General features: G+C 69.7%; 15 protein-coding genes. 13 read left to right on the plus strand and 2 right to left on the minus strand.

Translation table 11 applies throughout. From position 1 onward, the window contains the following. Position 1: 1 nt before the first annotated feature. The gene (locus LZP97_RS19530) at positions 2-580 is read right to left on the minus strand and encodes a hypothetical protein (protein ID WP_040272901.1); all 579 of its coding nucleotides are present in this window, start codon (positions 578-580) and stop codon (positions 2-4) included. A 91-nt stretch (positions 581-671) separates the two neighbouring features. Here LZP97_RS19530 and LZP97_RS19535 point away from each other — a divergent pair, with 91 nt between their 5' ends. Next, positions 672-1,718 (plus strand): GlxA family transcriptional regulator, encoded by a 1,047-nt coding sequence (locus LZP97_RS19535; protein ID WP_017680178.1) that lies wholly within the window; start codon positions 672-674, stop codon positions 1,716-1,718. Between the two features lie 7 nt (positions 1,719-1,725). Here the strand turns inward: LZP97_RS19535 and LZP97_RS19540 are convergent, their stop codons facing one another. After that, complete coding sequence (locus tag LZP97_RS19540) at positions 1,726-4,095, minus strand: FdhF/YdeP family oxidoreductase (protein ID WP_040273026.1); 2,370 nt, start codon at positions 4,093-4,095, stop codon at positions 1,726-1,728. A gap of 166 nt (positions 4,096-4,261) precedes the next feature. Here LZP97_RS19540 and LZP97_RS19545 point away from each other — a divergent pair, with 166 nt between their 5' ends. From LZP97_RS19545 to LZP97_RS19595, 12 genes are all read left to right on the plus strand, one after another. Then, complete coding sequence (locus LZP97_RS19545; protein ID WP_010594192.1) at positions 4,262-5,836, plus strand: FMN-binding glutamate synthase family protein; 1,575 nt, start codon at positions 4,262-4,264, stop codon at positions 5,834-5,836. A 101-nt stretch (positions 5,837-5,937) separates the two neighbouring features. Further along, complete coding sequence (locus LZP97_RS19550; RefSeq protein WP_155621881.1) at positions 5,938-6,099, plus strand: hypothetical protein; 162 nt, start codon at positions 5,938-5,940, stop codon at positions 6,097-6,099. A gap of 10 nt (positions 6,100-6,109) precedes the next feature. Then, positions 6,110-6,202 (plus strand): Ms4533A family Cys-rich leader peptide, encoded by a 93-nt coding sequence (locus tag LZP97_RS27420; protein ID WP_312026504.1) that lies wholly within the window; start codon positions 6,110-6,112, stop codon positions 6,200-6,202. Positions 6,203-6,412: 210 nt separating this feature from the next. Then, positions 6,413-7,444, plus strand: a complete 1,032-nt coding sequence (locus LZP97_RS19555) for a sulfate ABC transporter substrate-binding protein (RefSeq protein WP_006943619.1) — start codon at positions 6,413-6,415, stop codon at positions 7,442-7,444. 16 nt (positions 7,445-7,460) lie between these two features. Next, positions 7,461-8,333, plus strand: a complete 873-nt coding sequence (gene cysT, locus LZP97_RS19560; protein WP_029540016.1) for a sulfate ABC transporter permease subunit CysT — start codon at positions 7,461-7,463, stop codon at positions 8,331-8,333. Next, positions 8,330-9,136, plus strand: a complete 807-nt coding sequence (gene cysW, locus LZP97_RS19565) for a sulfate ABC transporter permease subunit CysW (RefSeq protein WP_010594194.1) — start codon at positions 8,330-8,332, stop codon at positions 9,134-9,136. The genes cysT and cysW overlap by 4 nt, the downstream gene beginning before the upstream one ends. Beyond that, a complete protein-coding gene (locus tag LZP97_RS19570; protein ID WP_010594195.1) occupies positions 9,133-10,146 on the plus strand; it encodes a sulfate/molybdate ABC transporter ATP-binding protein in 1,014 nt (337 codons plus the stop codon). The genes cysW and LZP97_RS19570 overlap by 4 nt, the downstream gene beginning before the upstream one ends. Positions 10,147-10,427: 281 nt before the next feature. Continuing rightward, a complete protein-coding gene (locus tag LZP97_RS19575) occupies positions 10,428-11,399 on the plus strand; it encodes an amino acid ABC transporter permease (RefSeq protein ID WP_006943626.1) in 972 nt (323 codons plus the stop codon). Further along, positions 11,396-12,178, plus strand: coding sequence for an amino acid ABC transporter ATP-binding protein (locus LZP97_RS19580; protein ID WP_010594197.1), 783 nt, complete (start codon positions 11,396-11,398; stop codon positions 12,176-12,178). Before LZP97_RS19575 ends, LZP97_RS19580 begins: the two co-directional genes overlap by 4 nt. A gap of 20 nt (positions 12,179-12,198) precedes the next feature. Continuing rightward, positions 12,199-13,158 carry an ABC transporter substrate-binding protein gene (locus LZP97_RS19585; protein ID WP_029540017.1) on the plus strand — a complete coding sequence of 320 codons (960 nt, stop codon included), beginning with the start codon at positions 12,199-12,201 and terminating at the stop codon, positions 13,156-13,158. Positions 13,159-13,186: 28 nt separating this feature from the next. Then, positions 13,187-14,317 carry an FAD-dependent oxidoreductase gene (locus LZP97_RS19590; protein ID WP_040272907.1) on the plus strand — a complete coding sequence of 377 codons (1,131 nt, stop codon included), beginning with the start codon at positions 13,187-13,189 and terminating at the stop codon, positions 14,315-14,317. Beyond that, positions 14,314-14,817 carry a GNAT family N-acetyltransferase gene (locus LZP97_RS19595; RefSeq protein ID WP_010594201.1) on the plus strand — a complete coding sequence of 168 codons (504 nt, stop codon included), beginning with the start codon at positions 14,314-14,316 and terminating at the stop codon, positions 14,815-14,817. Before LZP97_RS19590 ends, LZP97_RS19595 begins: the two co-directional genes overlap by 4 nt. Positions 14,818-15,099 lie beyond the last annotated feature (282 nt).

The raw sequence follows: 15,099 nt of genomic DNA on the forward strand, positions 1-15,099 counted from the left end.
CTCACACGACGACGAGCGCGACGGCGACCGCGACATCGAGCACGGCGCAGAACTCGGCGAAGGAACGGTCCACGGTGACCCGGAGCCGATGGTGGACGAGATCCCACACGCCGTGCAGGAACCATCCGGCCGCGACGAGGTACCGGGCGAGGTCCGGATCGGCGGCGAGCGCGACCAGGCCGAGCACCCCGAAGGCGACCATGCCGGCCACCTGGACGAGGAAACGGCGGTCGCGCAGCCGGCCGCGCACCGCGCCCACGACGATCACGACCGCCGCCGCGGCGCCGATCAGCACCGTCGACGGCACGACGTCCAGCGCCCGCAGCACGAACCACACCGTGTAGGAGGCCGGGAACACCACCCATACCGCACGCGGCCGGCCCAGCACGGCCGTGACGAGATACAGGAACGGCAGCAGCATCATCATCTCGGTGAGGATCTCGACGCTCGCCTCGGCGGGCGTGCCGAACAGGGCGAACGCCAGAGCCGCGACCGTCGGCCAGCGCTGCGCCAGGAAGGCCGGACCGGCCGGGCGGCGCGATGCGGGGCGGGCCGTGCTCACGGCCGTCGTGGTGTCCATGAGGTCTCCCGGGGGCAGTGGTGGGCGGATGCCTCCACGATCGGCCCCCGGATCCGGCCGGACGAGACCCCGAGGTCGGACGTGTCCGGAAATGTGGGATCCCTGTCCGTCGGACACGCCGCGTCCGGCCCCGGCCGCGGCTACCGTCGACGGTGTGGACGAACGACGCGTGGTGGTCGTCGGCTACGACCGGGCGGAGCTGCTCGACATCGCCTGCGTGACGACGACGTTCGCGACTGCGAACCGATTCGGCGCCGCCCCGGCGTACCGGGTGGAGCTGGCCACCCCCGGCGGGGCCGCGATCACCTGCGACACCGGGCTGGTGCTGGCCGGACAGCGACGGCTCGAACGGCTCGTCGGAGCACTCGACACCCTCGTCGTCTCCGGCGGCTTCGGGCACGTCGACGTGGCCGACGACGCCCGGTTCGTCGGCCACGTGCGCCGCCTCGCGCGGGACAGCCGCCGGGTGGCGTCCGTGTGCACGGGCGCCTCCGTCCTCGCGGCCGCCGGTCTGCTCGACGGCCGGCGCGCCACCACCCACTGGGCGTTCGCCGCTCGGCTCGCCGCGCGGTACCCGCAGGTGCAGGTGGATCCGCTGCCGATCTTCGTGCGCGACGGCCACGTCGCGACCGCCGCCGGGGTGACCAGCGCCCTGGACCTCACCCTCGCGTTCGTCGAGGAGGACCACGGCCCCGACCTCGCCCGCCACGTCTCCCGCGCCCTGGTCACCTACCTGCAGCGACCGGGCAACCAGGCGCAGATGAGCCTGTTCACCACGGTGCCCGAGCCGGAGGACCGCGGGATGCGGCGCCTCGTCGACCACATCACCACCCACCTCGGCGGCGATCTGTCGGCTACCGCGCTCGCCGCGCGGGCCGGGATGAGCGAACGGCACCTCACCCGGATGTTCCTGCACCACCTGCACGACACCCCCGCCCGCTACGTCCGCCGGGTCCGGCTCGAGGCCGCCGCCGTCCTGCTCACCACCACGTCGCTGCCGGTCACGGCGATCGCGGCGCGCTGCGGGTTCGGCACCACCGAGACGCTGCGGCAGGCGTTCACCCGGCGCTACGGGGCGTCACCGGCGGCGTTCCGCGCCGGTCACTCCCACGCCGCCGCCCGGCACACCGGGGGCTGAACGGGTCTCAGGACAGGTACTCGGGGTCCGGGCAGGTCTTGTGCGACCAGTCCGAACCGAGGGTGCCCTGGTGCGAGTCCTCCGGGCACTCGTCGCTGCGTTCGCCCACGCGGGCCAGGGACACCACGACGGACTTGGAGGTAGGGCAATTGCTCTGGCGGGCAGTCGAATCCAGCGGCACCAATCCGTTGGTCTCGGGATAGTAGGCGGCAGCCGATCCGCGCGGAGTGTCGTACTCGACGATCCGGAACGACCGCGCGCACCGGACCCGCTCGTCGCCGTCCCACCGCGTGAACAGGTCGACCAGATCACCGTCGTCGAAGCCGAGGGCGGCGATGTCGTCGCGGTGCAGGAAGATCACCCGCCGCCCGCCCTCGACGCCGCGGTACCGGTCGCTCAGCCCGTAGATGGTGGTGTTGAACTGGTCGTGGCTCCGCAGGGTCTGCAGGATCACGTGCCCCTCGGGCACGTGCAGCACGTCGATCGGGGAGACCGCGAATTCGGCCCGCCCGGAATCGGTGTGGAAGGTACGCGAATCGCGGGGCGGGTGCGGCAGGACGAACCCGCCCGGGCGACGGACGTTGACGTCGTAGCTCTCACAACCCGGGACGACGCGGGAGATCAGGCCGCGGACGACGCCGTAGTCGTCGCGCATCGCCTTCCAGTCGAGGCCGTACCGGTCCCCGAGCGTGGCCTCGGCGATCCGCGAGACGATCTCGACCTCGGACTTCAGGTGCGGGCTCGCGGGCTCGAGCGGCCCGCGCGACGCGTGCACCGAGCACGTCGAGTCCTCGACCGTCACGAACTGCGGGCCCGACGCCTGCACGTCCTGCTCGGTGCGCCCCTTGGTCGGCAGGATCAGCGCCGTCTCGCCGCACACGAGATGCGACCGGTTGATCTTGGTGGAGACCTGCACGGTCATCCGGGCCCGCCGCATCGCGGCCGCGGTGACGTGGGTGTCGGGCGCGGCCTGCACGAAGTTGCCCCCGAGACCCATGAAGAAGCGGGCCCGGCCGTCGCGCAGCGCCCGGATCGAGTCGACGGTGTCGAAGCCGTTCTCGCGCGGCGGATCGAAGCCGAACTCCCGTTGCAACGCATCGAGAAAGTGGGCCGGGGGCCGCTCCCAGATTCCCATGGTGCGGTCGCCCTGCACGTTGGAATGCCCGCGCACGGGGAACAGACCCGCGCCGCGCTTACCGATATTGCCCTGTGCCAGAGCCAGATTGGTGACCTCCTTGATGGTGGCGACCGCGTTGCGGTGCTGGGTCAGGCCCATCGCCCAGCAGAACACCGTCGCCCGCGAGTCACGCAGCAGCCTCGCGGCCTCGGTGATCTGCTCCCGCGACAGCCCCGTGGCGGTGGTGACGACGTCCCAGTCGACGTCGGCGACGTGGCGGCGCCACTGCTCGAAACCGCGGGTGTGCCGCTCGATGAACTCGTGGTCGAGCGCGTCCCACTCCACGAGCAGCGACCCGAACGCCTGCAGCAGCGCCAGATCCCCGTTCAGCGCGATCGGCAGGTGCAGGTCCGACAGGTCGGTGCCCCGGCCGACGACCCCGCGCGGGGTCTGCGGATTGCGGAAGTTGACCAGGCCCGCCTCCCGCAGCGGATTGATCGACAGGATAGTGGCGCCGTTGCGTTTGGCCTTCTCGAGCGCGGTGAGCATGCGTGGATGGTTCGTCCCCGGATTCTGGCCCTGCAGGACGATGAGCTCCGCGTGGTAGACGTCGTCGAGCGTGACGCTCGCCTTGCCGATGCCGATCGACTCCTGCAACGCGATGCTGGTGGACTCGTGGCACATGTTGGAACAGTCGGGCAGGTTGTTCGTGCCGAACGCCCGGGCGAAGAGCTGGTAGGCGAACGCCACCTCGTTCGAAGCCCGCCCCGAGGTGTAGAAGATCGCCTCGTCGGGGCTGTCGAGCGCGTTCAGCTCCGCGCCGATCAGGGCGAACGCCTCGTCCCAGTCGATCGGTTCGTAGTGGGTGCCGCCGGGCCGCTTGATCATCGGATGCGTGATGCGGCCCTGCCGGCCGAGCCAATGCTCGCTGTGCGCATCCAGCTCGGCGAGGCTGTGGGCGGCGAAGAACCCGGGGGTGGCGCGGCGCCGGGTCGCCTCCTCCGCCACCGCCTTCGCACCGTTCTCGCAGAACTCGGCGACCGACCGATGTCCCGGGTCCGGATCGGGCCACGCACAGCTCATGCAGTCGAAGCCCTCGGCCTGGTTCAACCGCAGCAGTGTCCGCGCCGTCCGGATCGGTCCCATCCGTTCGAGGGACCGCTTCATCGACACCGCCACCGCGGTCGGGCCCGCGGCATGATCCTCGGCGTCGTCGACCTCGAGGTCGCGCTCGTCGTAGTCCCGATCGTGTCTGCGCATCGCCGGCCCCTCGTCGTCCACACCGTGTCCGCGGTCGTCCACACCGTGTCCGCGCGCCCGGCTCCCCGCGCACGCGTGTCGATGCTCTGCCTACCCGCGCGCCGCGCCCGCGAAACCGGATTCACGAAGGTCGGCGGGCCTCGCGGCCGCGTCGTACGGTGGCCTCATGAAGTGGTCGAAAGCCCTCGGACTCCCCGCCGCGGCGATGGCCGCGGTCGCGTCGTACGACCTGCTGCAGCGGCGGCACGCCATCCTGCGCAACTTTCCCGTCGTCGGGCACGGCCGCTACCTGCTCGAAGCCGTCGGTCCCGAGTTGCGGCAGTACATCACCACCGGAAACGACGAGGAGCGTCCCTTCACGCGCGATCAGCGCCGCTGGGTGTACACCTCCTCGAAGCTCGTGAACAACACCTTCGGTTTCGGCACCGACAACGACGTCGAATACACCGACGGCTACACGATCATCAAGCACCGCACGTTCTCCGAGACCCCGCCGTCGGCGGCGCCGCACGCCGGGGAGAAGCTGCCGATCCCGTCGGCGAAGGTCCTCGGCGGACCGCGTGGGCGGGCGAAGGCGTTCCGGCCGCAGTCGATCGTCAACGTCTCGGCGATGAGCTTCGGGTCGTTGAGCGGGGCCGCCGTCTCGGCGCTCAACTGCGGCGCCGCCGACAGCGGTTGCCTGCACAACACCGGCGAGGGCGGGCTGTCGCGCTACCACCGCAACGGGGCAGACCTGATCTTCCAGATCGGCACCGCGTACTTCGGTTGCCGCGACGAGGAGGGCCGGTTCGACCTGGCCCGGCTGAAGGCCGTCGTCGAGTCGGCGCCGGTGCGGGCGATCGAGATCAAACTGAGCCAGGGCGCCAAGCCCGGCCTCGGCGGCCTGCTGCCCGGGGCCAAGGTGACGCCCGAGATCGCCGAGATCCGCGGCATCCCGGAGGGCCGCGACTGTGTCAGCCCGTCGCGGCACACCACGTTCCACGACGTCGACAGCATGCTCGACTGGATCGAACTGCTCGCCCACGAGACCGGGCTGCCGGTCGGCATCAAGTCGGCGGTCGGCGACATGGCCTTCTGGCAGCACCTCGTCGACGCGATGTGCAACTCCGACCGTGGCGTCGACTTCGTGACGATCGACGGCGGCGAGGGCGGCACGGGTGCGGCGCCGCTCGTGTTCACCGACGCGGTCTCGCTGCCCTTCCGCAGTGGCTTCGCCCGGGTCTACAAGCTGTTCGCGGAGGCCGGTCTCAGCGACGACGTGACGTTCATCGGCGCCGGCAAGCTCGGACTGCCCGACAACGCGGTGGTGGCGATGGCCCTGGGCTGCGACATGATCAACGTCGCGCGGGAGCCGATGCTCGCGATCGGCTGCATCCAGGCCCAGAAGTGCCACACCGATCGGTGCCCGACCGGCGTCGCCACCCAGAACCCGTGGCTCGAGCGGGGCCTCGACGTCGAGCTGAAGGCGGTGCGCGCCGCCAACTACCTCCGGGCGCTGCGCCGGGACATGTTCAAGCTGGCCGAGGCCTGTGGCGTCGCGCATCCCGGTCTGATCACCCCGACCGACGTCGAGGTGGCCGACGGCAACCGGCGCGCGATCACCCTCGCGGAGATGTACGGCTACCAGCCCGGCTGGGGTCTGCCCGGTGCGGCGGACCGCGAGGAGATCACGCGGCTGATGCTCGGGGTCGCCGCGGCCGAGGGCGGCGAGGGCTCGCCGGGCGCGCGAACGACGCCCTGACACCGGCACTGTCCAGAATCCGGACAGTTCGGGACGCCGACCCCACGTCACGCTGGAGCACGACCACTCGCGACACCACCGAACCCGCCGGGAGGCAGATCGTGATCGACAAGATGTACGCCGCGGTGCTTACCGTCGGCGGTGTCGTGTTCGCCGGCTGCCTCCTCCTCGGCGAGGCCGTGGACGCGATGGGCGGCGCGGGCGTCATCGGACTGCGCGCGCTTCCGGACGACACCGTCGAACAGGCCGAGCGCTTCTGCTAGAGTCTGCCGCGTGTCCGCTACCGCCGTGCCTCGCGTCCGCCATGAACTGGCGCTGATCGCTGTCGGCGTGCGCGCGGTCGCCGACGTCGACTGTCGTCGCTGACTCCCGTCACCAACCCTTGCGGCATCGTTGCCGCCCCCGGTTGCCGAGGAGTCGCGTCGCCCCGTCCGGCGTGACATTCGTCGGCCCGACTCGTTCGGGTCCACGTCTCCACCACCTTCGTCCGTCCTGCGGAGCGTCTCCTCGAACCGGTGTGCCCGGGTCCTCCCCCGGTCTCGCACAGAGACACTCCTGCAGGAAAGGCATCACCTCATGAAGAGACGTTCGGGTCTGTTCGTCACCGCCCTCGCCGCCCTCGGCGCGACCGTGCTGACCGCGTGCTCCGGCGGATCCAGCGACACCGTGGGCGGAGGTGAGAGCAGCGGCGACGGCTCCGGCGGCACGATCAACCTGTACGCGTACGCCGTGCCGAAGCCTGGATTCGACAAGCTGATCCCCGCCTTCCAGGCCACCGAGGAGGGTGCGGACGTCGAGTTCCAGCAGTCCTACGGCGCCTCCGGCGATCAGTCCCGGAAGGTCAAGGACGGCGCCGAGGCGGACTTCGTCAACTTCTCCGTCGAGCCGGACATCACGCGTCTCGTCGACGCCGGGCTCGTCGAGGCCGATTGGAACTCCGGTCCGTACAACGGAATTCCCTTCGGATCGGTGGTGACGATCGTGGTGCGCGAGGGCAACCCCAAGAACATCACCGACTGGGACGACCTGCTGCAGCCCGGCCTCGAGGTCGTCACGCCCAACCCGTTCAGTTCCGGCTCGGCCAAGTGGAACCTGCTCGCCCCCTACGCGGCGAAGAGCGACGGCGGCGCGAACCCGCAGGCGGGTCTGGACTACGTCACCACACTCGTGAACGAGCACGTCAAGATCCAGCCCAAGTCCGGTCGCGAGGCCACCGAGGCGTTCCTGCAGGGCTCCGGCGACGTGCTGCTCAGCTACGAGAACGAGGCGCTGTTCATCGAGCGCAACGGCGACCCGGTCGAGCACGTCACCCCGCCCACCACCTTCAAGATCGAGAATCCGGCTGCAGTGCTCACGAATTCGAAGAACGCCGAGAAGGCACGGGCGTTCGCGGACTTCCTCTACACCCCGCAGGCGCAGCGTCTGTGGGCGGAGGCGGGCTTCCGGCCCGTCGACCCCGCGGTGGCGGAGGAGTTCGCGGCCGACTTCCCGCAGCCGGCGAAGCTGTGGACGATCGCGGACCTGGGCGGCTGGAAGGCTGTCGACGAGCAGTTGTTCAAGGCCGAGACCGGCTCGATCGCCGTGATCTACGACAACGCCACGAAGTAGAGCCCGGACAGTGAGTATCACCGACAGCGCCACCGGGGTGGGACCGAGGCCGGCTCCCGCCCCGGCGGCGCGCCGCCGCACTCCGCTGCGCGCAGCGACCGGCACGGTCGGACCGCTCGGCATCGGAGTGTCCGTGCTGTGGCTGTCCGTCATCGTTCTGTTGCCGCTCGCGGCGCTGACCGCGGAGGCGTTCGCCGACGGTCCGAGTGGCTTCTGGAACGCCGTCACCGCCCCGGCCGCGCTGGCGACGCTGCGGATCACCGTGGTCGTCTCCGCGATCGTCGCGGTCGTCAACGTGGTCATGGGCACCCTCATCGCGTGGGTACTGGTGCGCGACGAGTTCCCGGGCAAGAAGTTCGTCAATGCCCTGATCGACCTGCCCTTCGCGCTGCCCACCATCGTGGCGAGCATCGTGCTGCTGGCGCTGTACGGGCCGGAGAGCCCGATCGGTATCCATCTCAACGCCTCCCAGCCGGGGCTCGTCGTCGCGCTGGCATTCGTGACGCTGCCGTTCGTGGTGCGTTCGGTGCAGCCGGTGCTCCTCGAGGCGGACCGGGAGGTGGAAGAGGCCGCGGCGTCCCTCGGCGCGAACAACCTGACCGTCTTCCGGTCCGTGGTACTGCCCGCGCTGACCCCGGCTGTCGTCAGCGGTGCCGGGCTCGCGTTCGCCCGTGCCCTCGGCGAATACGGATCGATCGTGCTCATCGGCGGCAACATCCCGTACGAGACCCAGGTGGCGTCGCAGTACATCCAGCAGCAGATCGAGATCGACCGCCCGATGAACGCTGCCGCGGTGTCCGTGGCACTGCTGCTCATCGCCTTCGTCGTGCTGTTCGTGCTGCGCCTGGCAGCGGGACGCAGCCTGCGCCGGGAGGAGGAGGACCGATGAAGGTCTCCCCGTGGACGCGAATCTCGCTGCGGACGATCGCACTCGGCTACCTGTTGGTCCTGTTGCTCGTTCCGATCGGGGTGATCCTCTACCGCACATTCGAGAACGGCGTGGGTGCGTTCCTCCAGTCGATCAGCACGCCCGCGGCGATCTCGGCGTTGAACCTGTCGCTGCTGATCGTCGCCATCGTGGTGCCCGTCAACGTCGTGTTCGGTGTCGTCGTCGCACTTGCGCTCGTGCGCGGCCGGTTCCGCGGCCGCGGGCTGCTGCAAGCCGTGGTGGACCTGCCGTTCGCCGTCTCACCGATCGTTGTCGGTGTCGCCCTGATCATGCTGTGGGGTGCCGGCGGGTGGTTCGGAGGTGTCGAATCCCTCGGATTCAAGGTGATATTCGGGCTACCGGGCATGGTGATCGCCACGATCTTCGTCACCTTGCCGTTCGTCGTGCGCGAGGTCGAACCGGTGCTTCACGAGATCGGCCAGGAACAGGAGCAGGCCGCCGCGACACTCGGCGCGAACGGCTGGCAGACGTTCCGGCGCATCACCCTCCCCTCGATCCGGTGGGGCCTGACGTACGGCGTGGTCCTCACCGTCGCCCGCGCGCTCGGCGAGTTCGGGGCTGTCATCATGGTCTCGTCCGGCTTCCCCGGCGTGTCCCAGACCCTGACGTTGCTGGTGCACTCCCGCTACATCGACGACCACAACACCTTCGGCGCCTACTGCGCCGCGACCCTGCTCATGGCCATCGCCGTGATCGTGCTGCTGCTGATGACCCTGCTCGACCGCAAGAGGAGTACCAGATGATCACCGTCATGGGCGCACGAAAGAACTACGGCGACTTCGCGGCCCTCGACGACGTCGACATCGAGATCCCGTCCGGGTCGCTCACCGCGCTGCTCGGACCCTCGGGCTCCGGTAAGTCGACGCTGCTGCGGTCCATCGCCGGACTGGAAACCCTCGACGACGGCATCGTGCGCATCGGCGGCGACGACGTGACCGGCGTGACCCCGCAGAAGCGGGACATCGGTTTCGTCTTCCAGCACTACGCGGCGTTCAAGCACATGACCGTCCGCGAGAACGTCGCGTTCGGACTGAAGATCCGCAAGCGGCCCAAGACCGAAATCAGCCGCCGCGTCGACGAACTGCTCGGCATCGTCGGGCTCGACGGGTTCCAGCAACGCTATCCGGCACAGCTGTCCGGCGGCCAGCGCCAGCGCATGGCCCTGGCCCGCGCCCTCGCCGTCGATCCCAAGGTGCTGCTGCTCGACGAACCGTTCGGCGCGCTCGACGCCAAGGTGCGCGCCGACCTGCGCACGTGGCTGCGCCGCTTGCACGACGAGGTGCACGTGACCACCGTGCTGGTCACCCATGATCAGGAGGAGGCGCTCGACGTCGCCGACCGGATCGCCGTGATGAACCGGGGCCGCATCGAGCAGGTCGGAACCCCGCGGGACCTGTACGACCGGCCCGCGAACGACTTCGTGATGTCGTTCCTGGGCAATGTCTCCAGGCTCAACGGAAAGCTGGTGCGGCCGCACGACATCCGTCTCGGTCGCGAACCCGATCTCGCCCGCGCCCAGGACGCGGGCACCGCCGGGTCCGTGGGTGTCACCCGCGCGACGGTGGAGCGGGTCGTGCACCTCGGGTTCGAGGTCCGCGTCGAGCTGCGCAACGCCGCGACCGGTGAGGACTTCACCGCGCAGGTCACCCGCGGCGACGCACGCGCTCTCGGTCTCGCGCCCGGCGAGACCGTCTATGCGCGCGCGACCGAGGAACCGGCGCTGCCGGAGACGACGCGGGTGCCGATCGGCTAGAGCCACGCCCACCCACCGGCGCCTCACTCGGCCGAATGTCACACAGGTTCAGTTGGATCGAACCCGTGTGACATTCGGCCATTCAGGCGTGCGGTATCACCCCGCGGACTGCTCGGGTCCTGCGGCGGGTTCGAATCACCCGGATCGGAATCCGTGACGAGCAGGACCCCGCCGGGCGACAGTGATCTCCACGCGCCCCGCCCGCTCGGTGTGCACGCCGATCACTCACCCGAGATCCGTGAAAGGTACTACCCGATGAACGCTTTCCCCGGCGGGTCGGCGTGAGCGCGCCGACCGGGATCCGTCCCGCGCCGGCGAGCACCGCCGAGCCCGACGACGCTGGGCTGGTCGTCGCCCCCGCCCGCCACCCGCTGCGCTGGCTGGTCGCCGCCCTCGCCCTCGTCCTGGTGGCGCAGTTCGTGCACGGCCTGGCTACCAACCCGGGCTGGGACTGGGCGACGTTCGCTCGGTACTTCACCGCACAGTCCGTGCTCTCGGCCCTGGTGGTGACCATCGAACTCACCGTGTGGGGAACGGTTCTCGGATTCGGGCTCGGCGTGCTGCTCGCCGTCGGCAGGCTGTCCAGGAATCCCGTCCTGCAGGTGATCTCCTGGGTGTACATCTGGGCATTCCGATCCATCCCGCTCATCGTGCAGCTGCTGTTCTGGTTCAACATCGCGTACCTGTACCGAACGCTGTCGCTGGGTGTCCCGTTCGGACCGTCGTTCTTCGAGTTCGAGGTCACCGGCGTGATCTCCGGCTTCACCGCCGCGGTGATCGGCCTGGCCCTGCATCAGGCCGCCTACTCGGCGGAGATCATCCGCGCCGGCATCATCTCCGTGGACCACGGCCAGATCGAGGCGGCGCAGGCCCTGGGCATCCCTCGCCGCCGGCAGTTCTTCAAGATCGTTCTGCCGCAGGCCATGCGATCGATCCTGCCCAACGCCGCCAACGAGGTCATCAGCCTGTTCAAGGGCACCTCGATCGTCTCCACGATGGCGATCGCCGAGCTGTTCTATCAGGTGCAGGTCGTCTTCGGCCGCAACGGCCGGGTCGTGCCCCTGCTCATGGTGGCCACCGTCTGGTACATCGTGCTCACCACCGCGTTGTCGATCGTCCAGTACTACGTGGAGCGGCACTACGCGCGCGGCTCGTCCCGCGCCCTCCCGCTCACCCCCTGGCAGAAGACCGTCGCCAAGTTCCGCGAGATCCGCGACTCGGGTATCGCCGCACCCCGGGGAGCCACCCGATGACCACGCCGGTCGATCCCACCCCGTACGCCGTCGACGTCCGGGGCGTGCACAAGTCGTTCGGATCCCTCGAGGTCCTGAGAGGTGTCGACCTGAAGGTCCGCAAGGGCGAGGTCACGGTGATCCTCGGCCCCTCCGGCTCCGGCAAGTCCACCCTGCTGCGCACCCTCAACCACCTCGAGAAGGTCGACCGCGGCACGGTCCGCATCGACGGCGAACTCGTCGGCTACCGCCGCCGGGGCAACAAGCTGCACGAGATGCGCGAGAGGGACATCCTCCGTCAACGGTCGCGCATCGGATTCGTGTTCCAGAACTTCAACCTCTTCCCGCACCTGACCGTGCTCGAGAACGTGATCGAGGCGCCGATCTCCGCGCAGCGCCGCGACCGCGCCGAGGTCGAGACGCTCGCCCGCGAACTGCTCGACCGGGTCGGCGTCGGCGACAAGATCCACGACTACCCCAAACAGCTGTCCGGTGGGCAGCAGCAGCGGGTCGCCATCGCCCGCGCCCTCGCGCTGCGCCCGGCCGTGATCCTGTTCGACGAGCCGACCTCCGCGCTCGACCCCGAACTGGTCGGCGAGGTGCTCGAGGTGATCCGCGACCTGGCCCGCGACGGTGCGACCCTGGTGATCGTCACCCACGAGATCGGCTTCGCGCGTGAGGTTGCCGACACCGTCGTGTTCATGGACGGCGGCGTCGTCGTCGAACAAGGTCCGCCCGCGCAGGTTCTCGACCGGCCCACCCAGGATCGCACCCGCGCCTTCCTGTCCAAAGTCCTCTGAAGTCCTCCCGAAAGGCAATGATGTCCGCGTTGACCCGACGCACGAGGCTGGTCGCCTCGGCCCTGACCGCCGTCGCCCTGCTGTCGGTCGCCGCCTGCGGCACCAACGAGCCCGACGCGGCCGGCGCCGCCGGCTACAACCTCACCGCCGACCAGAACCGCATCACCACCGACCCCGTACCCGAGATCGCGGCCAAGGTCCCGCAGTCCATCCGCGACCGCGGCACCCTCATCGTCACGGGGTCCGCCGGCACCGCACCTCCGCTGCGGTTCTATGCCGACGACGACAAGACCATCATCGGCTCCGAGACCGACTTCGCGCATCTCCTCGGCGACGTTCTCGACCTCGACGTCGAGCTCACCGCCGCGGACTGGGCACAGAACTTCGTGCGCGTCGACTCCGGTGAAGCGGACGTGTTCATCTCCAATGTCACCGTCACGGAGGAACGCAAGGAGAAGTACGACTTCTCCACCTACCGTCTCGACAACCTCGCCTTCGAGGTGACGAAGGACAGCGGGATCGAGGTGAAGGATCCGAAGGATGTCGCGGGTCTGAAAGTCGGGGTGAGCTCCGGCACCAACCAGGAGGCGCTCCTCGTCGAGTGGAACGAGCAGAACGTCGCCGCGGGCCTCGAGCCCACCGAAATCCTCTACTTCCAGAACGCCACCGACTACTACCTCGCGCTCGGCTCCGGCCGCATCGACGCCTACTTCGGGCCCAATCCGTCCGCGTCGTTCCACGTCATCCAGGCCGGGGAGACCGAGATCGCCGGCACGTTCTCCGGCGCGGGTGCGGACCTGCAGGGCGAGATCGCGGTCCTGACCAAGAAGGACAACGGCCTGATCGAGGCGATCAACGAGGCGCTCAACCACGTCATCGAGAACGGCACCTACCAGCAGGTGCTCGACCGATGGGGTATCGCGAACGAGGCTGTCGCGACCTCGGTGATCAATCCTCCGGGCCTGCCGAAGAAGCAGTAGCCGGACAACAGCCAGGGGAGGGACAGCAATGAGTCAGGTGGAGCGCCGGGCCGACATCGTGATCGTCGGGGGCGGCGTCATCGGGTCGGCGGCGGCGTGGCGCCTGGCCGCCCGCGGGAAGGCGGTGATCCTGCTCGAACAGTTCGAGCCGGGTCACCGTCGCGGCGCCTCGCACGGCAGTTCCCGCATCTACCGGCAGGCATACGACGGCGAGTTCTACACGGCCCTCGCCGGCCGTGCCCTGCCGCTATGGCGGCACCTGCAGGACACCACGGGCACGGAGGTACTGACCCTCACCGGTGCGGTCGACCACGGACTGCCCGCCGTCGTCGAAGCACGTGCCCGGTCGCTGGCCGCCCTCGGCGTCCGGCACGAGGTCCTCGAGCCGCGTGCCGCGGAACGTCTTTGGCCCGGAATACGGTTCGACACAACCGTCGTGCATCATCCCGAGGCGGGACGGCTGCACGCCGACCGCGCGGTCGCCGCGTTCCAGGAGGCCGCGGCGCAGGCCGGGGCCGACGTGCGGCACGGGACCGTGGTCGAAAGCCTGCACAGTCACGGACACGGCGTCGACGTGGTCACCCCGGACGCGGTGGTGCGCGCCCGGCACGTCGTCGTCGCGGCCGGCGCGTGGTCGCACCGGTTGCTCACCCGGGCTTCGGATCCGGCGCCCCTCCTCCCGGCGATGCGCACCACGCAGGAGCAGCCCGCGCACTTCGTTCCTGTCACGGGGCCCGACTGGCCGAGCTTCGTCCATCACCCCGGCGCGTTGCTCACGACAGCCGGCATCTACGGGCTCGGCTCCGAGGACGGCATCAAGATCGGCGAGCACGGCACCGGACCCGAAGTGACGCCCGAGACGAGAACCTTCCGGGCCGACCCCGCCGGCCTCGCGCGGCTCGCCGCCTACGCCGCCCGGTGGCTGCCCGGCGTCGACCCGGGCAGCGCCGTGGCCGACACCTGCCTGTACACCAGCACACCCGACAGCAACTTCGTCGTGGACCGCATCGGCGCCGTCGTCGTGGCCGCGGGCTTCTCCGGGCACGGCTTCAAGTTCGCCCCCGCGATCGGCGAGCTGATCGCAGGTCTCGTCGAGGGCACGGCCGTCGCACCGGAGCCGTTCCGGTTCGGCACCCGGGAGGCGGTGACCGCGCGGTGACCACCGCCCGCCACATCCAGGTCTGCACCGTGCGGCAGGACGACCCGCTGGCCGCCCCGCTGCTCGCCGAACTCGCCGTCGAATACAGCACCCGCTACGAACGTCCGCTCGACGAGCAGATCCATACCCTCACCACCCACCCGGCCGACGAGTTCGCCGGACCCGACGGCACGTTGCTGGTGCTCGTCGAAGACGACGAACCTGTCGCCGGTGGCGCGTTCCGGCGCTACGACGCGACCACCGCTGAGCTCAAGCGCATTTGGACGTCGAAAAAGCACCGGCGGCGCGGACTCGGCAGACTCGTGCTGGAGGAACTCGAGGCCGAGGCGGCCCGGAGGGGGTACGCCCGCATCTACCTGACCACCGGGTGGCGTCAACCCGAGGCAGTCGCGCTGTACCTGGCCGCGGGATACACCGCCCTGTTCGATCCCGGCCGACCGGCCGAGGAGATCGGGCCGCACCCCTTCGAGAAAGTGCTGATCCGGTTGCGGACGGACTGAACCGCGCCGAGCGGCTCGAGGCAGTGCACGAATCGGACGTCCACAGCCGTCGCGACGGGTGTGGACGTCCGATTCTCGTGTGGTTGGCTGCGGCGCGGTCTCCTCCGCCGCAAGTCTTTTCGTTCACGGTGAGTGCAACGGTTCAGGAACCGGGGCCGTGCGTCCTATCCTCGGCGGGAACCATCAAGAGCGACCGAGAAACCCTGATCGCCCGCCGGCTCGGTCCCCGGCCCGAAATCCTCCCACCAGGCCCGGCAGCATCGCGAGCCCGCGGTGCTGCCG

This window comes from Rhodococcus sp. DMF-1 (assembly GCF_021441945.1).
Taxonomy (GTDB): Bacteria; Actinomycetota; Actinomycetes; order Mycobacteriales; family Mycobacteriaceae; genus Rhodococcus; species Rhodococcus ruber.

What these genes read in the sequence shown, in the direction of transcription:
- LZP97_RS19530 (WP_040272901.1), bottom strand. Translation starts at nt 580, where the DNA reads ATGGACACCACGACGGCCGTGAGCACGGCCCGCCCCGCATCGCGCCGC.
- LZP97_RS19590 (WP_040272907.1), top strand. Translation starts at nt 13,187, where the DNA reads ATGAGTCAGGTGGAGCGCCGGGCCGACATCGTGATCGTCGGGGGCGGC.
- LZP97_RS19535 (WP_017680178.1), top strand. Translation starts at nt 672, where the DNA reads ATGTGGGATCCCTGTCCGTCGGACACGCCGCGTCCGGCCCCGGCCGCG.
- LZP97_RS19555 (WP_006943619.1), top strand. Translation starts at nt 6,413, where the DNA reads ATGAAGAGACGTTCGGGTCTGTTCGTCACCGCCCTCGCCGCCCTCGGC.
- LZP97_RS19570 (WP_010594195.1), top strand. Translation starts at nt 9,133, where the DNA reads ATGATCACCGTCATGGGCGCACGAAAGAACTACGGCGACTTCGCGGCC.
- LZP97_RS19545 (WP_010594192.1), top strand. Translation starts at nt 4,262, where the DNA reads ATGAAGTGGTCGAAAGCCCTCGGACTCCCCGCCGCGGCGATGGCCGCG.
- LZP97_RS19540 (WP_040273026.1), bottom strand. Translation starts at nt 4,095, where the DNA reads ATGCGCAGACACGATCGGGACTACGACGAGCGCGACCTCGAGGTCGAC.
- LZP97_RS19585 (WP_029540017.1), top strand. Translation starts at nt 12,199, where the DNA reads ATGTCCGCGTTGACCCGACGCACGAGGCTGGTCGCCTCGGCCCTGACC.
- cysW (WP_010594194.1), top strand. Translation starts at nt 8,330, where the DNA reads ATGAAGGTCTCCCCGTGGACGCGAATCTCGCTGCGGACGATCGCACTC.
- LZP97_RS19580 (WP_010594197.1), top strand. Translation starts at nt 11,396, where the DNA reads ATGACCACGCCGGTCGATCCCACCCCGTACGCCGTCGACGTCCGGGGC.